The sequence below is a fragment of the Mesorhizobium sp. CA8 genome (genome assembly GCF_020164955.1).
Lineage (GTDB): Bacteria > Pseudomonadota > Alphaproteobacteria > Rhizobiales > Rhizobiaceae > Mesorhizobium.
Window position 1 is genome coordinate 16,129 of record NZ_JAIUHG010000037.1, and the last position, 19,863, is coordinate 35,991.

Consider the following 19,863-nt stretch of genomic DNA (forward strand, 5'->3'; position numbering starts at 1 on the left):
GTGGCGGGCTATTTGCTGAAGGGCTGCGCTGCGGTCATCGTGGACGAGGGCAACGGTCCCGACATCCGACGCAATGTCGATATCTTGACCGACGGCCCGGCAATACGGGCCATCGGCGCAGGCCTCGACAAGGCAGACCTGCCCGTTGGAACAATCACGCAGGACGCCGCTGGCTGGTTCGTCTATCCCGGCCTCGTCAACACCCATCACCACTTCTTTCAATGCTTCGTGCGCAACCGGGCCGATCTGGACTGGACGAAGCTGTCGGTCATCGAATGGCTCGACCGCATCTATCCCATTTTCTCGCGGCTGACTGAGGAATGCTTCTACCACGCATCGGTCACGGCGATGGCCGAGCTGATAAAGCACGGCTGCACGACGGCATTCGACCATCAGTATTGCTTTCCGCGGCAGGCGGGCAAGCGGCTGATCGACCGGCAGTTCCAAGCAGCCGAACTGCTCGGCATGCGCTTCCATGCCGGACGTGGCGGCAACACGCTGCCCAAATCGGAAGGCTCGACCATCCCCGACGCCATGCTGGAAACGACCGACGAATTCATCGCGGACTGCGCCCGGCTGATCGACGCCTACCATGATGCCGGCCCCTTCGGCATGCGGCAGGTCGTGGTCGCGCCTTGCCAGCCAGTCAACTGCTATCGCGACACCTTCGTGGAATCGGTGGCGCTGGCGCGCGACCGCGGGGTGCGCATGCATACCCATGTCGGCGAGGGCGAAAGCCCGGTAATCGAGGCCCGTCACGGCATGCGCACGGTGGACTATTGCGCGGATATCGGCTTCTGCGGGCCGGATACCTTCTATGCCCATTGCTGGGAACTGACCCACGACGAGCTGCGCAAGATGGCCGCGAGCGGCACTGGCATCGCGCATTGCCCCGAACCGGTCTATCTCGTCGGCGCCGAAATCACCGACATTCCGGCGATGTCGGCCTTCGGACTCAGTGTGGGTCTGGGCTGCGACGGCGCCGCCTCAAACGACAATTCCAACCTGATGCACTGCATCCATTCCGCCTACATGCTGCAGTGCCTGTCGGCGTCGACGCGCGATCATCCGGTGCCGCCGCCGGCCGATTTTCTCGGCTATGCGACGACCGGAGGCGCGGCATTGCTCGGGCGCGGCGACATCGGCAGGCTGGCGCCCCGCATGGCCGCCGACCTTTTCGCCATCGACACGCGGCGCATGGACTATGTCGGCACGCGGCACGATCCGCTGAGCCTGCTGGCCAAGGTGGGCATCGGCGCGCCGACCGACATGACCATGATCAACGGCCGCATCGTCTGGGCCAAAGGCGAATTCCCGGGGCTCGACGAGGCCAGGCTGTTTGCGCAAGCCGAGGCGGCGCTTGCGACGGTGGAATTTTAGAAACCAAAACAAGGGGAACCGACATGCTGATAAATCTTACCCGCAGAACGTTGCTGAAAGGCGCGGCCGCCTCTGGGCTCGTCGTGGCGGTGGGCGGCCGCGCGCTTGCCGCCGACGAACCTCTGGGCATCGTGCTCGTGGTCCCGTCGCCGGTCGGCGATGTCGGCTGGGGCCGTGCGCTCGCCGACGGGCTTGAGCCTGTGAAGGCAGCCTACGGCGACAAGGTGAAGGTGACCATCATCGAGAACATACAGGAAGGACCCGATGCCGACCGGATCATGAACAAGGCGGTCGCCGACGGGAACAAGTTCCTGGTCGCCGGCTCCTTCGGCTATCAGAACGGCGCCCTGCAGATCGCACGCCGCAATCCCGACGTAACCGTGCTGCACGCTTCCGGTTTCCAGGTGGCGCCGAACTTCTCGCCCTTCGCGGCCCAATATTCCCAGGGTACCTACCTTATGGGCATGGCGGCAGCCGCGCTTTCGAAGACTGGCAAGCTCGGCTCGGTCTCTGCCTTCGCCATTCCCGAGCTGATCACCTCCATCAACGCTTTCACGCTGGGAGCGCAGGCGGTGAAGCCCGATGTCGAGGTTTCGGTCGTATGGGTGAACTCCTGGTTCGATCCGGCCAAGGAGCAGGAGGCCGCCAAGGCGCTGCTAGCGCAGAAATGCGACGTGATCTTCTCCAACGCGCAGGACACGCCCTCCGTCGTCTCGGCCTGCGAAGAGGCCGGCGTTCCCGCCTTCAACCTCAACTCGTCAATGAAGAAATACGCGCCCAAAACCTATCTCGGCTGCGTGGCGACCGACTGGTCGCCCTTCTTCAAGGCCTCGGTCGACGCCCACATCGCCGGCACCTTCAAGGGCGCAAACGCTTTCCTGGGTGTCGGCGACAAGGTGGTCGAGGTCGTTGACTGGAACCCGGGAATCCCGGCCGACATGATGGCCAGGATCAAGGGCGTTGAAGCCAAGATCGCCGACGGCAGCTTTTCGCCCTTTACCGGTCCGATCGTCAAAGCCGACGGCAGCGAGGGCGTGCCCGCCGGCAAGACGATGACCGGGGCCGAGATCGTTGCCATGGATTGGCACGTCAAGGGTGTCACCACGCCGCTGCCCAAGTGACCGTGACCGTCCCGCTCCTGTCGCTGCGCGGCATCTCCAAGAGCTACGGCCAGATTCATGCCAATCGAGACATCGATCTGGATGTGGCTCCACGCTCGATCCATGCGATCCTCGGGGAAAACGGAGCGGGCAAGTCGACGCTGATGAAGCTGATCTACGGCGTCGAGCAGCCGGACGCCGGAATGGCGACCTGGAAAGAAGCCCCCCTGGCCCTCGCTTCCCCCGCGGATGCGAGGCGCAAGGGGATCGGCATGGTCTTCCAGCATTTCTCCTTGTTCGAAACACTGACGGTGGTGGAGAACATTCGCCTGGTCGTGCCCAAGGGCAAATCGGATCTCGCGGAACGTATCCGCGCGCTCGGCCGCGACTTCGGACTCGAGGTCGATCCGCTTGCCCATGTGCACGCGCTCTCGGTGGGAGAACGGCAGCGGGTGGAGATCATTCGCTGCCTGATGACCGAACCCCAGCTCCTGATCCTCGACGAACCGACCTCCGTCCTGCCGCCGCAATCGGTGGACAAGCTGTTCGAGACTTTGCGGCGGCTGCGCGACGGCGGCGTTTCGATCCTGTTCATCTCGCACAAGCTGGAGGAGATCCGGGCGGTCTGCGACCGAGCGACCATCCTGCGCGGCGGGCGCGTCACCGGCCATGTGGACCCGCGCGACCATGACGCGCACGACCTCGCCCGCATGATGATCGGCCGCGACATGCCGCAGCCCATGCCGGCGTTAGCGCATTCCGGCGGCGAAAAGCGCCTCGAAATCATCGGCCTGGACCATCAGCCTCACGATCCCTTCGCCGTGCCGCTTTGCGACGTCAACCTGACGGTGCGTGCCGGTGAGATCCTCGGCATAGCGGGCATATCGGGCAACGGGCAGAGCGAACTCGCGGCGCTGATCTCGGGCGAAACGGTGCTGCCGCGCGCAAAGTCCGATTGCATCTGCATGATGGGAAAGGATGTCGGCGCGCTCGATGCGGCTGCCCGCCGTCGGCTGGGCTTCGCCTTCGTTCCGGAGGAACGGCTCGGCCGCGGCGCGGTGCCGGAAATGTCGCTCGTGCTCAACAGCCTTCTGACCGCCCATCCGTTCGGCCTGCTGAAACGCGGCCTTGTCGACACAGCCCGGGCGAAGGCTTTCACCGAGAACTGCATCCGGCAATACGACGTGCGCACGCCCGGTTCCGAAGCGGAGGCCGGCGCGCTTTCAGGCGGCAATCTGCAAAAGTTCATCGTCGGCCGCGAGATCATGCTGTCCCCGAAATTGTTGTTGGTGGCGCAACCCACCTGGGGCGTCGACATCGGCGCGGCCTCCGCCATTCGCCGGCGCCTTGTCGCCCTGCGCAACGAAGGCATGGGCATCCTCGTCATCTCGGAGGAGCTGGAGGAACTGTTCGAACTCTGCGATTCGATCCAGGTGATCCATCAGGGCTGGCTGAGCCCGCCGCTGGTGACGCGCGACACCAGACCCGAGGAGATCGGCCGTTACATGATCGGCGCGCATTCAACGGCCAGGAAGGTCCCGGCATGAGCGCTCTTTCCAGGCCGTTCCTTCCGGTTCTGGTTCGCCGGGAGCATGCCTCGCTTCCCGTCAAACTGATCGCCCCGCCCGTCGCGCTCGCCCTGGCGACGCTGCTTAATCTTGGCCTCTACATCCTGATGGGCCGCGATCCGGTAGCCGTTTTCCACGCGATGCTTCTGGAGCCTTTCCTGTCCTGGGCCTCGTTCTCGGAAGTCCTGTTGAAGACGGGGCCGCTCCTGCTGATCGCGCAGGGGCTTGCGATCGGCTTTCGCGCAAAGGTCTTCAACATCGGCGCCGAGGGCCAATTCATCCTCGGCGCGATCTTCGCATCGGCCATTCCCATCTGGTTCCCGCAGGCTACGGGCCAGTGGATCTGGCCCTCCATGCTCGTCATCGGCGCGCTGGGTGGCGCGCTGTGGGCGTCGCTCACGGCCTTCTGGCGCGTGAAGCTCAACGCAAACGAGATCCTCGTATCGCTGATGCTGGCGCTCGTTGCCGCGCAATTGCTCAACTACCTGCTTCTTGGCCCCTGGAAAGACCCAAACGGCTTCAACTTCCCGCAATCGGTGATGTTCCAGTACGACGCGATGGTGCCGATCCTGATCCCCGGCACCCGCGTCAACGTCTCGCTGCTTGTCGCCTGCGCCTTCTCCCTCGGCGCCTGGGTGTTCATGCAGAGGAGTTTCGCGGGTTACAAGCTGCAGGTCGGCGGCCTCGCGCCGCGCGCCGCCGGATACGCCGGCTTCAACGAAGGACGCGCGATCTGGCTTTCGCTCCTCGTCGGTGGCTTCGCGGCAGGCCTCGCCGGAGCGGCCGAGGTGGCCGGGCCGCTCGGACAGTTGCAGCGCTCCATCTCGACCGGCTACGGCTATGCCGCCATCATCGTCGCCTATCTCGGTGGCCTTCACCCGGTCGGCATCCTCTTTTCCGCGTTGCTCATGGCGGCCCTCTATATCGGTGGCGATAACGCCATGGTCTCGGCAAATCTGCCGGTCGCTGCGGTCAGGGCCTTCCAGGGCAGCCTGCTGCTTGCTTATCTTGTCGCCATCGCCTTCGTCCGCTATCGGCTCGAATGGCGCCATGCCGCCCACGGAAGCACGCCATGAACGCCGTGGAATTCGTCCTCGCCGGGATGCTGGCGGCGGCTACGCCGTTCCTTCTGGCGGCGCTCGGCGAACTGGTGGCCGAGCGCGCCGGGATCCTCAATCTCGGTGTGGAGGGCCTGATGGCCCTCGGCGCAGTCATCGCCTTCATCATCGTCTATCAAGGCGGCGGGCATCTCCTGGGTTTCCTCGCCGCTGGTCTCGCCAGCGCCGCTCTTTCCCTTGTCTTCGCCGTCGTGGCGCTGGGATTCCGCGCGAACCAGGTTGCGACGGGCCTCGCCATAGGCATCCTCGGCCAGGGCCTGTCGGCGCTGTTCGGCAAGAGCTTTGAGAGCCTCACGGTCAAAGGGCTTCCGAAGCTCTCATTGCCCTGGCTTTCAGATATCCCGGTCATCGGCGGCTTGTTCACCCAAGACATTGTCGTGTGGCTTTCGCTTGCTGCGACCGTCGCCATTTGGGCGATGTTCGCCTACACCAAGACCGGCCTCGTCATCCGCGCCGTCGGCGAGAATCCCAAGGCGGCCCGTGCGCTCGGCTATCCGGTAATCGCTGTGCGCTTCGCCGCGGTCGCTTTCGGCGGCGCGCTGGCGGGTTTCGCCGGTGCCTACGCGGCCGTGGTCTACACGCCGCTCTGGGCCGATGGCATGATCGCCGGGCGCGGCTGGATAGCGATCGCGCTCGTCGTCTTCGGTACTTGGCTTACCAGCCGTATCTTCCTTGGTGCTTGCCTCTTCGGCGCCGTGTCCCTCGCAAGCCTCGCGGCCCAGACAACTGGGCTCGACGTTTCCTCGCAACTTCTATCGAGCCTGCCTTATCTTGTGACAATCATCGTGCTGGGCGTCATTTCTTCCAACCGGCGTCTGCTCAAGCTCAACGGCGTGGCTTCGCTGGGAGAGCCTTTCGAACAATAGTGCCGCCAGGGCGCGCAATAACCCGACATCTGAGCTCAGGTCGCGCCATACCTGGGGCATGAAGGGCTGCACGCAATCCTCAGTCCATACCTTAAAATGCTGAGCTGATCCCATCCCGCAGGTCAAGGCGATCACGGAAGAGCTGTGCGGGCATGCCTTCTCCGCCTCGTCGATCTCGGCCATCAACAAGCGGCTGGACGAAAGCCTGAAGGCCTTTGCCGAGCGCCCGCTTCAAGAGCCCTTGGCCTACCTCACCACCGTAAGGCGGGATGCGGGACAGCCCCGGCGAAGGGCGCCATATAACTCCGATGTGCGTCGCGGCTGCCCAATGCAGACGCTTAGTGACAGCATGGCGAATGTCGTGAGTGGGGCCGAATGCTGACCGGCGGTTTTCAGGGCCGGAATGGCGAAAGCGAACACTTAAGCTGCATGTGCTTTGCCGAGCCCTCACCATTGCGGTAGTCTGCAAACATGCTTAATCGCTAATCGACCATTTCGCTGAGGGGCGAGACTTCATGGAGATGCAGCAGGTCCGCTATTTCTTGGCCCTGTCTAACACGTTGAATTTCACGAGAGCGGCCGAGGAATGCAACGTCACTCAGCCGGCTCTTACGCGTGCAATCAAGACACTTGAAGAGGAACTAGGTGGAGAGCTCCTCAGGCGCGAGCGTCAGCACTCGCACCTCACGGAACTCGGGCGCCGCATGCTGCCGTTGCTGCAACAGTGCTATGATGCAGCCACTTCCGCCAAGTCACTAGCCAAGGCGGTGCAAAGCAGTGACGTTGCGCCGCTCAACGTCACCATTTCCAACAGCATCAATATTGCGCTGTTGGTTTCACCGTTCACCGAACTCTTTCGGGCCTATCCCGGTGTGCATCTCAAGATCCACCGCGGCTCGCCGGCAGCTGTGATAGAGGCGCTGAAAGGCGGCGAAGTGGAGTTGGCGATCGCCGGTCCGCTCGGACAGGCCTGGGATCGCCTGGACGTGTGGCCGCTGTTCCAGGAAGGAATCGAGCTCGCGGTAAATTCAGATCACCCGCTCGCCCGGCGAAACGAGGCTGATGTCGCGCTGGCGCAGCTCGCCGCTGAACCCGTGCTCAGTCGGATCGACTGGGAGACGAGCGAGGAACTCGCGCGTTGTCTTTCCGCCAAGGGATATACGCCCAGGACTGCGCATGAAGTCGAGACCGACCAGGATCTCCTTGCGCTGCTGGAGGCCAATGCCGGAGTGGGCTTTGTCACGCTTACGGCACCGCGATCCCCGACCACACGCCGGCTTAAGCTTCGCGATCTGGACGTCTCGCGGGTCGTTTCGGTCTATGCGGTTGCGGGCCGGCAGCGCTCGCCTGTCGCGACGACTTTGCTTAATCTGCTACGGGCGGCCGACTGGTCATCCTTCGGCGTCAGCGAGCCCGCCTGAGCGCCGCGATCAGGTCGTTGATGTCCATGCGACGGCGGTAGTCTGGATCGACGAAGCGATCCGTGATGATTCCGTCAGTTCGGACAACGAAGGTGGCTGGAATGGGCATAAACCAGCTGGAGTTGCCCTGATAGTTGGGGATGTCGAGCCCCAGTCCCATAAGCCGCTCCATTTCGGCACCGACCCAGATCGCGAGGTTGAGCGACAACGCATACCCGTTGTCCATGTCGATCAGGAACGGGAACTGTGCTCCGACCGAAGCCTTCATCGCCTTGGCGAACCTGCGCCGCTCCGGCATGATGGCAATCGCCTGTCCGCCCAATTCCGCGATCTCGCGCTGCACCTCGACAATCCCGATGGCGTTCAAGCGGCAATAAGGGCACCAGTGACCGCGCTGAAAGGTGATGACGGCTGGCCCCTTGGCCAGGATTTCCGCGAGGCTGACAAGCCTGCCATCGTCGTCAGGCAGCAGGAATGGCGGCATGACATCGCCGGATTTTGGCGCCGCCGCTCCGGCACCCTGTTTCTCCAGGCGTTCGACCAGTCGATCTACAGCGTCCGCGAACTCCGAGTTTAGGCGGCGGACCGCCGCGGCAACCACCGCCAGCCGTTCATTGAGAGGCGCATCAAGTTCGATGGCTGCCTGGACGGACTGCTCGAATGTCATTGCCTGGTCGGCGGCCATGTCAGCACTTTCATACGTCGCACACAGCCTACCACCGTAACCCCTCGGCAGTTGCCATGCTTTTCCTGCATGGATTTGATGCCCCACCTGCATCGACACATGCCAGGTCTGTGTCCTACTTCGCTGGCCCGAGGCGAGGCGTTACATCATGTTCCTGATATCCGCCGTGAAGGTCGGGAAAGCGCAGACCATTTCAGACAGCTCTCGTGCCGTGATGCCGTGCTTCATCGCGAGCGCAAATATGTGGATCAGCTCTTCGCCGGCATGGCCGACCAGGTGAGCCCCAAGGATCCTGTCTGTCGTTTCCTCGACGATGATCTTCGACCATGCGACCGGCTCGGCATAAGTCCTGGCCGAAAGCCAGCCTTGCATGTCGTTCGACTGGACGTTGATGATGAAGCCGTGTTCCCTCGCCTTGGCCTCGGTCAAACCGACGGTTGCCACTACCGGAATGCTGTAGAGAGAGGCGGGTATGTGACTGTAGTCGGGCCGGTGTTTCGGGCCGTCGACGATATTGCGGCCGACGATGCCGCCCTCGTAGGTCGCTATCGGCGAAAGCTGCGGAGAATTCCACACTGCATCGCCGCAGACATAGACGTCCGGATTGGAACGGGACCTCAGATAATCGTCGATCTCGATGCGGCCTTCGCGATGCACGATGACACCGGCGCCGAGATCGAGGCCCTCGACATTGGCCACGCGCCCGGCGCAATTAACGGCTCGATCAGCGTCAACACTGCATTCCACGCCATCCTTCGCGAAGCTCACCCGCAGTCGCCCGTCGGCCTCTTCGATCTTCTTGACCCAGGCCTTGGTATGGATGCTGATGCCCAGCCGCTCGCTCTCGGCACGGATTTGGGCGACGGCATCCTCGTCGAAGCCTCCGAGGAGTTGCGGCAGCGCCTCGAGGATGGTGACTTCGACGCCGGCGCGCGCATAGACGTGGCCGAGTTCGAAAGCGATAACGCCGCCGCCAATGAACACGACAGCGCGGGGCAACACAGGATCGCTCAGAACATCGTCGGAAATGGTCAGAAATTCCGAACCTGGGATCGACAGCGGGCGCGGCTTCGAGCCGGTGGCGATGACGATGTTTCTGGCCTCGATCTCTCGGGTGCCGACGCGAATGGCGTTGCTCGCGACAAAGGCGGCCTCGCCGTGGATGACGTCGACGCCGCGCTTGGCCATCAGTCCGGACAGTCGGGATGGAATGTCCCGGATGATGTCCTTTTCCCGCTCGATCAAGGCTCGCCAATCGAGCCTCGGCGGATCGATCTTGATTGCATGGGTGCCGGCTCTTCCGATCTCGTCGATCGCGTGGGCCGCCGCAACCAGCACCTTCTTCGGCGTGCAGCCGCGATTGGGACAGGTTCCACCGAGATCGCGAGCCTCGATCATGGCGACGGAGAGTCCGGCGGCGCGCGTCGCGACCGTGGCGCCCATTCCGGCATTGCCGCCGCCCAGGATCACGACGTCATACTTTTCCATCGCATCGCCTCCGCCGCGCTCAGTGAAGCTTGATCCGCGGTTTGACGCGCCTGACGATCATCTCGCCGATCGAAGCAAGCGTTGTCTTCGCGAAGCCGTGAACCGCCCTGAGATGCATCTTGTGCAGCGAGCGGTAGACGAGCCTCGCAACGAGACCTTCGATCTTCAGTCCGCCGATCAGGCTGCCGAACGCACCGTAGTCGGCGAGTGAGACGAGGGAACCATAGTCGCGGTAGCGATATGCCGGCGGGGCCCGCCCTGCGAGACGTGCTGCAATCACCTTGGCCATGTGGTCTGCCTGCTGATGGGCCGTCTGGGCTCGGGGCGGCAAGGCGCTTTCCTCACCCGGCAGCATGCAGTTCGCGCAGTCGCCAATCGCGAACACATTCTCGTCTGCGACCGTCCGCAAGGTTTCATCGACGATCAGGCGGTTGATGCGGTCGGTTTCGAGTCCATCGAGGCTTTTCAGGAAAGCGGGCGCCTTGATACCGGCCGCCCAGACGACCAATTCGGCAGGCACAAAGAGCTTTTCGCCGAGCCGGATGCCGTCTTCGGTCACCTCAGTGACCTTGATCCCGCAGCGTATCTGCACGCCCAACTTGATCAGCAAGCGTGCCGTGGCGCGCGCCATCTGCTCGGGCAGGGCAGGCAGAATCCGCGGCCCTGCTTCGACGATGGTGATGCGGATCAGCCGTTCGAAATCGATGTTGTCGAGATTGTGCGACGCAATTTCCCGCATCGACTTGTGCAGTTCCGCCGCCAGTTCGACGCCGGTGGCGCCAGCGCCGACGATGACGCAATGAAGCTGACCAGGCGAAAGCGGCTCATATTGCGCGTTGGCGCGCAGGCATGCGTCGATCATCCGCTTGTTGAATCGGGCGGCCTGCTCCGCGGTGTCGAGCGAAATGGCATGGTGAGCGGCGCCCGGCGTGCCGAAATCATTGCTGACACTGCCGACGGCCATGACCAGCGTGTCGTAGCCCAGGACACGTGCCGGGATGACCTGGCGGCCGTCATCGTCGAAGCTGGGCGCGACGAAGACCTGGCGCTTGGCACGATCGATGCCGACGACCTCGCCAATGCGGTATCGGTAGCCGTGGCGGCTGGCATGGGCGATGTACTCAACCGCGTCGTGCGAGGCGCTCAAGGCGCCGGACGCTACCTCATGCAGAAGCGGCTTCCAGATATGGATGCGGCTCCGGTCGACAAGCGTGACGGAAAGCCGCCGGCTGCCGAACTTGCGGCCAAGGCGCGTCGCCAGCTCCAAGCCGCCCGCGCCGCCGCCCACAATGACCACGCGATGCAGTGACTTGTCCGCATGCGAGGGAGTCTCCGGGATCGTGCGGAACAGCGCAGCATTGTTGGCGAGCACGGCTTCCGGGATCAACCGCATGCCGGGGGTGACGATCTGCATCGGTGGTCTCCCTATCTTCCTCGGCGCGGCGCATCACTCTTGGGATTCATGGATGACGATGCCTTGCAGCATGTCGACCTCGCATTCCCAGGGCTTGTCGGCGAGGACGCGCTGCCCATGCTCGTATCCTGCCTGCCAGCGCGTGCGGATGCCCGAGCGGGTGAAGTCGATGTCCTTGGTGTGGTCCTCGCCGTCCAGACGCGGCGAAAGCAGGCGCACGAGGTGCATCACCGACGGGCAGCCATAGGAGGCGAGTTCCTTGAACATCGGATCCTCGCGGCGCTCCTCCGGCACGAGCCTTCCCATTTCGCGCACGACATGCCGCAATCGATGCAGTTGCTCCTGCCGCGCAACGTGGCTCCGGCCGCGGCTGGCGTATTGAAGGTCCTTCTGCCGCCCCATGACCTGCCAGATCGATTTCGGCTCGGTGGCGCGGGGCTGCCACATGTTGACCGCGAAGATCAGCGCGTCTCGCCTGGGTCGCTCATCCAGCACGACCTCGATGGGCGTGTTCGAATAGATGCCGCCGTCCCAATACGGCTCGCCGTCGATGCAGACCGCCGGAAACGCTGGCGGCAAGGCGCCCGATGCCATGATGTGCGCCGCCGACAAGATCATCTCGCGCGTGTCGAAATATTTGAGCTCGCTGGTGTTGACGTTGACCGCGCCGACCGTCAGCCGTGTGTGGCGGCCATTGAGGTAGTCGAAGTCGACCAGATTGTTCAGCGTCCTTTTGAGCGGATCTGTGGTGTAATAGGATGCGTTCTCGACACCGACCTCGCGGTTCACTCCAAACATGGCGCTCGGGTTCGGTTCGAAAAATCCTGGGATGCCGCGCATCACCGTGCCCATATTGGCAAAGATGTTGCTCGGAACCATCATGCGGAAAAACTCGTCAAATGGGCTGCTCCGGCTCACACCATCCCAGAATTCCTGAAGCCTGGGCAGACGATCGCCGGGCTCGTTTCCGGCAATTAGCGCGGCGTTGATGGCGCCGATGGAGGTGCCTATGACCCAATCCGGTTCGATATTGCCTTCGACCAGCGCCTGGTACACGCCGGCCTGATAGGCGCCGAGCGCGCCGCCACCTTGAAGGACAAGGACGGTCTGACGCTTGACTTCGCCCCGATGGCCGATCGCCGGTCCTGCTTCCGGGGCGGATAGGTTTTGCGTGATCTTGTTCATCACCTTCGCTCCTTGTGCGGGTCTAGTGAGCGGTCCAACCGCCTTCGATCGGCATGACGGCGCCGGTGATCGAGGCCGCGTCGTCCGAAGCCAGGAAAAGGCAGAGCGCGGCAACCTGCTCGACCGTGACGAAGTGCTTGGTCGGCTGCGCAGCCAGCAGAACATCCTTGATGACCTGCTGCTCGGTGATCCCGCGCGCCTTGGCCGTGTCGGGTATCTGCTTCTCGACGAGCGGCGTGAGCACGTAGCCGGGGCAAACGGCGTTGACTGTGATGCCCTGTTCGGCAACCTCCAGCGCGACGGCCTTGGTCAGGCCGGCGAGACCGTGCTTGGCCGCGACATAGGCGGACTTATAGGGAGAGGCGACGAGCGCGTGCGCCGAGGCCACGTTGATGATGCGACCCCATTTGCGCGCCTTCATCGCCTGCAAGGCGCGCCGGATCGTATAGAACGAGGACATCAGATCGATGGCCACGACCGCTTCCCATTTCTCGATCGGGAAGTCATCGATCGGCGCGACATGCTGAATGCCGGCGTTGTTGACCAGTATGTCGACGGCGCCGAACTCGGCGATGGCCTTGTCCATCATCGCCGTGATCGCGTCGCCCTTGCTCATGTCAGCATCGTCGTATCGAACGGCGACCCGATGATCGGCCGCGAGCTTTGTCCGCAGGCGTTCGATCTCGGCTGCGTCGCCGAAGCCGTTCAGAACGATGTTGCAGCCCTTGGCCGCGAAGGCTTCGGCAATCCCTTGCCCGATGCCGCTGGTCGAACCGGTGATGAGCGCTGTCTTGCCATTGAGCATCGTCTTGTCCTTCTGATTGAGCCCCACACGCAACAGGGTGCGTGCCGGCTCTGGATGTGACGACAAATATGACGAACCTCCGCAAGCTGCGGAAATGCCGTTGAGACATGGATTCGATAGCCGACGGTCAGACCGTTGGCCTCAAGCCCCGCATGTCGATCGAGCGATCGGGTTGTTTGACGCGAGGGCAGCTAGTAAGATTGCCTGGCAACGCGGGTCGTGCGCCATGCGCGCGCCCAAGGGGAAGCGTGCAGTGGAGATCAGCCAGGTCCGATATTTCTTGGCCGTTGCCAAGGAGCTGAATTTCACCAGGGCAGCCGAGCAGTGCAATGTCACGCAGCCCGCGCTGTCGCGCGCGATCAAACTCCTGGAAGATGAATTCGGCGGACCGCTTTTCCACCGTGAGCGCCGCTTCACTCACCTTACCGAGCTCGGCCGCATGGTGGAGACCTATCTCGAGGGCGTCTTCGAGAACTCACGCCAGGCAAAGCAGATTGCCGAGCAATATGTGACCCTGAAGAAGATGCCCCTCAAGGTCGGCATCATGAGCACGATCGCTCCGGACGAGATCATCGAGCTCATCGCGGCTGTGCGCGCGCACCACCCAGGCGTCGAGTTGCATCTTTGCGATGCGGACGCGGTGAGCCTCAGGAAAAGGCTGCTCGAGGGCGAGCTTGAGGCTGCCATCTACGCGTTGCCTTCAGACGCTCCCGACGAAGAAGTACACTCCCTGCCGCTGTTCCAGGAGCAGATGGTGATGGCTGTTCACCTGACCCATCGCCTTGCCAACCAGCGCGTGGTGCGGGTGAAGGATATGAGCAACGAAAGCTACATCCACCGCAACAATTGCGAGTTCGCCGGCTACGCCGATGCCATCCTTGCCGAGCAAGGCGTGACGGTCAGTCCGGTCTACTGGAGTGATCGTGACGACTGGACATTGGCGATGATCGCTGCCGGCCTTGGCTTCGGCTTCATGCCCGAGCATACCGTCAAGCATCCTGGCGTGGTGCCTCTGCCGATCACGGAGCCGGAATTCTGGCGCGAGGTCAATCTCGTCACGGTGCGCGGCCGCAGGCATTCGCCCGCGGTCGGCGCATTGGTGCGAGAGGCCACACAGAAGAAATGGTTCGGCGAGCGGGTGAAGGCGCTGTCCGCCGCCGAGTAGGTTTGCCGGGACAGGCAGCATGCGTTTCATGCCCCCTGGATATCCGGCTACCTCCCCGTCCGTCAGTTCTTCTTGACGGTTGAGGTCACAGACTGGATGACTTCGGTCGCCATCTTGAACTGCGCGGGACGATCCGTGATTCCATGCCGCCTAGCGATCCAGTCGAAATCACTGTAGGCGGCGTAAACCGAACCGTCGGCGGTCTGATAGACCAGCACGCGCACAGGCCAGTCGAGCCCGGCCTCGGGATTGGACGTGATGAAGGTCGTGCCGAGCGCCGGATTGCCGAACATGACGAGTCGCGACGGCCTGACGTCGTTGCCGGCATTCTTGCCAAGCTGTGCCTGGTCGATGACGCCGAAGAACTTGATGCCTTTCTTGAGCACGTCCTTCTTGATGCGAGCGACGGTTTCGGCAACGGAATAGTCGCTCTTTACGGTGACGACGCCATCCGAAGCGGCGGCCGGGACGGCAATCGCCATCAGCATGGCGGCGCCTGCAAACAGAGCTTTGAGAAAGTTGGTCATGTCGGTCTCCTTGGTTGGATAGCTTAGTTTCGATTTCAGGTCTCAGTCCTTCGACGTTTGCAGCACGCGCGCGATCGCGATCGCGCTGGCGAGAACCGCGGCCAGCACGATCACGCATGCGGTCCAGCCGACACGGTCGTAGATCTGTCCGATAAGGAAGCTGCCGGCGAGCCCGCCCGCGTAGTAGGAGGCGAGATAGATCCCGCTCGCAGCAGCGCGATCGCGCGACGCGGTGCGGCTGACATGTCCCGTGGCTATCGCCTGCGCCAGGAAAGTGCCGACGGCAACAAACGCCATCCCGGCGAGGACGATGGGAAGGCTGGGTGCGAGGAGCAGAAGCAAGCCGACGATCGCCAGCGCAAGTGTCGCGCCGATCCCTCCCCTGGGGCCAAGGCTCGCTGCGATTCGGCCAGCAAGCGGGGTCGTCAGCATCGATGGCAGGAAGACGAAATAGACGACGCCCAAGGCCATCGGCGTCAACGCCAGGGGCACCGCGACGAGCTGAAAATTCACATAGGTGAACGTGCCGATAAAGACGAACAGGATCAAAAAACCGATCTCAAAACAGGCGCGCAGCTCGAGGTTCCGCAACGGGGCTTTCCAGGCGGCGCGGGAAGGCTGGCCGTCCAGGTCGGCGCGCATCATTGCCGAGGTCTTTTGCAGCGTGAACCAGACAAGGGCGGCGCCGAGCAGATTAAGCGCAGCGAAGGTCAGGAAGTTGGTGGAGACGCCGAACGCATCGGCCACCGCCGCCGACATCAACCGGCCGAAAAAGTTACTGGCAACATTCCCCGTCACATAGGCCGCAAGCGCGCTCGTCGTCTGCCGCGCCGAAAAATGCTCCGCCAGGTAGGCCATGGTGAGCGTGAACGCAGTCGACATGCAAAGGCCTTGCACCACGCGCAGCAGTGCGAAGACCACAATATTGTCTGTCTGCGACAGCAGCGTCGTCGGGATCGCCAGGATGGCCAGGCTGATCCAGATGCCGTTGCGGCGATCAATACCGCGCCCGAAAAGCGCGACGGCGATACCAGCCACCGCCATACCGAAGGTGCTGGCATTGACGGCGAAGCCCATGGTGGCGCGGCTAACGCCGAATTTCACCACCAGCGAAGGCAGAATGGCTTGGGTGGCGAACAGGTCGACGAGCGTCAGGAACGCAATCAGCGCGATCAGGCCGAAGCGCCAGCTATCCGCGGCCACCATGCGAAGCCGCATCGGTTGGGAATGTTCACTGGTCGTCATGACGGGCTCCGTTGCCACGTCCTCAGGCATCGCCCGAGGACGCGTTTTTTGGTTTCCGATGCCGGGATATCTTCACCGCGACGAGCGGCTTACATCATGTGATCGTCGTGCATCGCGGGAGGCAGCACGTCGGCGGAATAGAGGACGGCCGGGACCTTGCCGTTGTTCTTCCACCAGTGGGCAAGCTGGCCGAACTCGGCGGTCACGTCGCCGGCCGGATGCTCGATGCCGACCTTGCAGGTGCTGGCGTATTCAGTGATCGAGCCTTCGACGACGATAATGTTGGCAGGGCGGACATTGTGCTCATGCCACGGCACGACGCCGCCGGGCTGAACGACGAGCTTGCGAAGGCGCAGCATGTTGCCTTTCCAGGCGTCGCCCTTGCTGCTTAGATCGATTGCGGAAAGCACCGTGTCGGTCACGCCGACCGGCTTGCTGGGATGTTCCTGGATATCGGTGGTGGCGGCCTGGCCGGCGGGGCAGTCGCCTGCGAAAGCCGGGGCCGCGGAAAATGCAGCGGTCGCGGACAGCATCCCCAGCGCGAACGCAAGGTGGAGTTTCTTGGTAGCCATCTGGTATTTCTCCTTTGTCGGTGCCCAATCGCGGGAAGCGGGGCATGACGAGGAGAGTGACCGGAGCGTCCTCGAAAGAGAAATGCTGACTGGCTCTTAAATCGATACCTGAAAACTATCGTGGATCATCATACCGCCGCGGGAGCTCGTGCCACGACATAGATCATGGCGTCGGTTCTTTTCTTCGACTTGCTATGCAGCCGTTTTCTTACCGACAGATCGATGCCGCTTTCCGGCCAGCTATGCGCCTTGACGCTGTTGACGAAGGTTGATGTGGCCGGCGAGAACCGGCGACCAGCCACAACGACAAGCGATACCTCCCGCCAAACCTCCGGATCTATGACGGGCCTGATCTGCAATCCCGGGATCACGGCGCTGAATTCCGGGATGAAGCAGATGCCCAGCCCACCGGAGACCATGTTTTGAATCCAGTCTTCGCGTTCGCTGGCGTAGGATATCCTGAGCTTCACGCCACGTTCATTGCAAAGGCCCGCAAGATAGTCGCGATATTCGCAGTTCAGGCGCCTGAGATAGTTCTCGCCGTCGAGCTCCGAGATGGCGACATTGTCGTTTCGGGCCAGCCGGTGCCCATTGGGAAACGCAAGCACGAACCGCTCGCGATAGAGAGGCGTAACATCGAACCTTTCCGGAAAACTGTCGCTCGACGCCATGATGGCGACATCGATCTCACCCGCTTCCAGAAGTTGCGACAGGGACGCCGGCACTCCCTCGACAAGCTGCAGCTGAATGCCCTGCTGGCGCCGGTTGAAATCCGTCAGCAGGCCGGTAAATCGACGCGGACCGATCGTGCACATCACACCAACCTTGAGATTTGCATTCTCTAGGCAAAGAAATCTCGACGCCTCCTGGCGCACGCCGGTCACCTCATCGAGAATTTGCTGAAATCTGGGGCGGAGCAAAGCGCCTAAATCGGTGAGGTGTGTCAGGTTCCGCTCGCGGCGAAACAGCAGACCGCCGACCTCATCCTCGAGCTGCTGGATGGCGCGCGAGAGCGCCGGCTGTGTAACGTTGCACTTCTCGCCCGCGCGCGTGAAATTCCGGGTCTCGCAGACGGCCAGGAAATAGCGGATGTGATGGATGTCCATGCGTATCGTCCCTCGGCTGCACAAATGCATTTGCCGGCTCGAAGATTGCCGCAATGAACCGGATCACGCCAATGCGCGGCGGCTATGAAGTCGATAGCGTTTCGTCATGCGACGATGGCGGGCCAAGGCCCGCCATCCAACTGTCCGATTGTGGCTGATGCCGAGGGGTATCAGCTGTGATGGCCCAGGGCAAAGAGCTGGGCGCAGAACTGCGCGTGCGGCTTGCTCATGGCGGCGTCGTTGCATTCCTTCATCATTGCGCCCTGCATCGACTTGGGGGGCGCCTTCCACGCCGTCTCGAAATCGGCGCTCGACTTCATCGTCTTCATGCCGGAATCGGTGAAGAAGGGCTGCATGGTGGAGGGCTCGTCGAGCGCGTCGGCGAAGGCCACGCTACCAAGAACGGAAAGGGCAAAGGCGCCGAGGCAGATAGCTTTGAGATTCATTTCAAGTCCTTCTCTGGTTAGGTAGTCGTCCTGTCGACTACCGTTTGATTGCATTGACAGCAATTCAGAATTACTGGGTTCCTCCTTGCTGGTGGTGAACCTTGCCGCAATCGCCTGACAACTCGCCAATGCCATCTGCGTATGAAGACTATGCCGCTTCTGCATCCCGCAGATGCTTTCCGGGCGCACTCGTTAGTTGGCTCCGCGCAAAGCAAGCACGTTGGCGCAGAATTGTGCGTGGGGCTTGCGCATCGCCGGGTCGTTGCACGCCTTTGTCATCTTGACCCGGTCATGCTTTGACAGAGCAAGCCAGGCTTTCTTGAACCCGGCCATCGGTTTCATCGTCTTCATCGTGGCGTCTGCATAGAAGGTCGGCAATGCAGCGAGGTCGCTGAACGGATCAGCCGACGCCCGGCCCGCGCCAAGACAACCAGCAAGCACAGCCCCACACGCAGGTTGTCTCATCATCATTCATCTCCCTTGCAGGCGCGGCTCCGGCAATGCTGCCAGCCTGACCGGGATGAAGATTGCGGCACGTGAGGCCCGGCAGCCAATGCAAGCTGCCTATGGACTTCATGCCACCTTGGCATTTCGGCTGAACAAGAAGATGCGGCAGTCTCTCTCCAATCGCCCTTGCTGGCGACCTTGGGATGGAGACCAGGCCATGCTTGCCCAGTCCGCAGTGAGCACAGTCCAATCGATCACGTCAGCGACGGATCTTATCACGTCAGTGACGGATCCTAATGTCGAGGGCCGGACGATCGACATCGTCCTGGCAAATGACGCGCATGCCGCTTTCGTCTGGGGTGTGCTCGATCGGCTGCTGGACGAGCCGAACTGCAGCGTGAGCGGCATTACCGCGTCGGGCTTTGCAGCGATGCAGGCGGCGGTCTTTGCTTATGGGCTGACCGTCGGCGGAAGGCGCGGCGCGCGGACGGCGCTCGCCAACTTCTGGCGGCGTGTCAGCCATGCCTCGATGTTGGCCATCGACAGAACGAGCCTGCTTCGATCGATGCTGGAACAGTCAATCGAGCTCAAGACTATCCGTGACGACGATTGCCCGGGGAAGCTGCGCGTGGCGGCCGTCAACGCTCGCACAGATGCGGTGAAGATATTCTCGGGCGAACAGTTGTCGGTCGAGGCGATCGTGGCGGCAGCCACTGTTCCGTTCCTTTCCGCGGCCATTGAGATCGACGGCGATCTCTATTGGGGCGACGGCGACATCTCGCAATTGCCGCCTGCGGCATCGATGGGAGTCTGCCATCGTGTGATGGTCACCGGCAAGCGGTCGATATTCATGGCGCGGTGTCCGGATCGCAGCCTCGGCGCCACCCAATGCGTACCCGGATGCGCCCCGGTTCACAGCATCTTCGACAGCCACTATCGAGCTGGCACTCCGCTGCTTGTGAGGCCCTGGATCGACTGGGGCGAGCTGACTGACATTCGCGACAGGGGACGGCAATGTGCCGAAGACTGGCTTGCCGCTGATCTTTCCAGCACCGACGAGCGCCCGGTTAACGACTGCAGGACCCAATACATCTAGGCGCATCCCTCCCGCCTAGCCGCGCCTGCTTCGCATACTCCCGAATGCAGGCGCCAGGCCCTCCGGTTCCCGGCCGGAGGGCCTTTTCGCGCCGCCCTCCAGCACATAGTGGCCCGCTTATCAATTCCATGCCGAGACAGCATTTCAGCTCGGCAGGGCGATCGTGGAAACTGATCTGCAGACGGGCCTCAGGGCCGGTCTTTCCGTCGAAACGCCAACCAGGAGACAA

At 62.5% G+C, this 19,863-nt stretch carries 19 protein-coding genes and 1 pseudogene; 9 read left to right on the forward strand and 11 right to left on the reverse strand.

Annotation, left to right across the window (positions count from 1 at the left end; translation table 11 throughout):
- From LB553_RS28225 to LB553_RS28255, 7 genes and pseudogenes are all read left to right on the forward strand, one after another.
- Window positions 1–1,380, forward strand: coding sequence for an amidohydrolase (locus LB553_RS28225; protein ID WP_224518151.1), 1,380 nt, complete (start codon window positions 1–3; stop codon window positions 1,378–1,380).
- A gap of 26 nt (window positions 1,381–1,406) precedes the next feature.
- Window positions 1,407–2,501: a BMP family ABC transporter substrate-binding protein gene (locus LB553_RS28230; protein WP_224518194.1), complete on the forward strand. Its 1,095-nt coding sequence runs from the start codon at window positions 1,407–1,409 to the stop codon at window positions 2,499–2,501.
- Window positions 2,502–2,503: 2 nt separating this feature from the next.
- Window positions 2,504–4,027 (forward strand): ABC transporter ATP-binding protein, encoded by a 1,524-nt coding sequence (locus LB553_RS28235; RefSeq protein ID WP_224518196.1) that lies wholly within the window; start codon window positions 2,504–2,506, stop codon window positions 4,025–4,027.
- Window positions 4,024–5,124, forward strand: coding sequence for an ABC transporter permease (locus tag LB553_RS28240; protein WP_224518153.1), 1,101 nt, complete (start codon window positions 4,024–4,026; stop codon window positions 5,122–5,124). The genes LB553_RS28235 and LB553_RS28240 overlap by 4 nt, the downstream gene beginning before the upstream one ends.
- The gene (locus tag LB553_RS28245; RefSeq protein ID WP_224518155.1) at window positions 5,121–6,032 is read left to right on the forward strand and encodes an ABC transporter permease; all 912 of its coding nucleotides are present in this window, start codon (window positions 5,121–5,123) and stop codon (window positions 6,030–6,032) included. Before LB553_RS28240 ends, LB553_RS28245 begins: the two co-directional genes overlap by 4 nt.
- A 118-nt stretch (window positions 6,033–6,150) precedes the next feature.
- Window positions 6,151–6,285, forward strand: a pseudogene (locus LB553_RS28250) (transposase); the annotation flags it as partial.
- Between the two features lie 262 nt (window positions 6,286–6,547).
- Window positions 6,548–7,453: a LysR family transcriptional regulator gene (locus LB553_RS28255; protein WP_224518157.1), complete on the forward strand. Its 906-nt coding sequence runs from the start codon at window positions 6,548–6,550 to the stop codon at window positions 7,451–7,453.
- Here the strand turns inward: LB553_RS28255 and LB553_RS28260 are convergent.
- From LB553_RS28260 to LB553_RS28280, 5 genes are all read right to left on the reverse strand, one after another.
- On the reverse strand, window positions 7,437–8,138 hold the full coding sequence (locus tag LB553_RS28260; protein ID WP_224518159.1) for a peroxiredoxin-like family protein: 702 nt from the start codon (window positions 8,136–8,138) through the stop codon (window positions 7,437–7,439). The genes LB553_RS28255 and LB553_RS28260 overlap by 17 nt on opposite strands.
- 141 nt (window positions 8,139–8,279) lie before the next feature.
- Complete coding sequence (locus LB553_RS28265) at window positions 8,280–9,626, reverse strand: dihydrolipoyl dehydrogenase family protein (protein WP_224518161.1); 1,347 nt, start codon at window positions 9,624–9,626, stop codon at window positions 8,280–8,282.
- Window positions 9,627–9,645: 19 nt separating this feature from the next.
- The gene (locus tag LB553_RS28270) at window positions 9,646–11,040 is read right to left on the reverse strand and encodes an NAD(P)/FAD-dependent oxidoreductase (RefSeq protein WP_224518163.1); all 1,395 of its coding nucleotides are present in this window, start codon (window positions 11,038–11,040) and stop codon (window positions 9,646–9,648) included.
- Between the two features lie 33 nt (window positions 11,041–11,073).
- Entirely contained in the window at window positions 11,074–12,225 is a 1,152-nt protein-coding gene (locus LB553_RS28275) for a patatin-like phospholipase family protein (RefSeq protein ID WP_224518165.1), read from the reverse strand.
- A 22-nt stretch (window positions 12,226–12,247) separates the two neighbouring features.
- Entirely contained in the window at window positions 12,248–13,030 is a 783-nt protein-coding gene (locus LB553_RS28280; protein WP_224518198.1) for a 3-hydroxybutyrate dehydrogenase, read from the reverse strand.
- A gap of 226 nt (window positions 13,031–13,256) precedes the next feature.
- Here LB553_RS28280 and LB553_RS28285 point away from each other — a divergent pair, with 226 nt between their 5' ends.
- A complete protein-coding gene (locus LB553_RS28285; RefSeq protein WP_224518167.1) occupies window positions 13,257–14,195 on the forward strand; it encodes a LysR family transcriptional regulator in 939 nt (312 codons plus the stop codon).
- 62 nt (window positions 14,196–14,257) lie between these two features.
- Here LB553_RS28285 and LB553_RS28290 read toward each other — a convergent pair whose 3' ends face one another.
- The 6 genes from LB553_RS28290 to LB553_RS28315 form a co-directional block, all read right to left on the reverse strand.
- Window positions 14,258–14,722, reverse strand: coding sequence for a DUF302 domain-containing protein (locus tag LB553_RS28290; protein ID WP_224518169.1), 465 nt, complete (start codon window positions 14,720–14,722; stop codon window positions 14,258–14,260).
- Between the two features lie 42 nt (window positions 14,723–14,764).
- A complete protein-coding gene (locus LB553_RS28295) occupies window positions 14,765–15,967 on the reverse strand; it encodes an MFS transporter (protein ID WP_224518171.1) in 1,203 nt (400 codons plus the stop codon).
- An 89-nt stretch (window positions 15,968–16,056) separates the two neighbouring features.
- Complete coding sequence (locus LB553_RS28300) at window positions 16,057–16,539, reverse strand: cupin domain-containing protein (protein ID WP_224518173.1); 483 nt, start codon at window positions 16,537–16,539, stop codon at window positions 16,057–16,059.
- Window positions 16,540–16,667: 128 nt separating this feature from the next.
- Window positions 16,668–17,645 carry a LysR family transcriptional regulator gene (locus tag LB553_RS28305; protein WP_224518175.1) on the reverse strand — a complete coding sequence of 326 codons (978 nt, stop codon included), beginning with the start codon at window positions 17,643–17,645 and terminating at the stop codon, window positions 16,668–16,670.
- A 170-nt stretch (window positions 17,646–17,815) separates the two neighbouring features.
- The gene (locus tag LB553_RS30740) at window positions 17,816–18,256 is read right to left on the reverse strand and encodes a hypothetical protein (RefSeq protein WP_318011541.1); all 441 of its coding nucleotides are present in this window, start codon (window positions 18,254–18,256) and stop codon (window positions 17,816–17,818) included.
- 27 nt (window positions 18,257–18,283) lie between these two features.
- Window positions 18,284–18,562, reverse strand: a complete 279-nt coding sequence (locus LB553_RS28315) for a hypothetical protein (protein WP_224518177.1) — start codon at window positions 18,560–18,562, stop codon at window positions 18,284–18,286.
- 193 nt (window positions 18,563–18,755) lie between these two features.
- Here LB553_RS28315 and LB553_RS28320 point away from each other — a divergent pair, with 193 nt between their 5' ends.
- Window positions 18,756–19,634: a patatin-like phospholipase family protein gene (locus LB553_RS28320; RefSeq protein ID WP_224518179.1), complete on the forward strand. Its 879-nt coding sequence runs from the start codon at window positions 18,756–18,758 to the stop codon at window positions 19,632–19,634.
- Window positions 19,635–19,863: the final 229 nt, after the last annotated feature.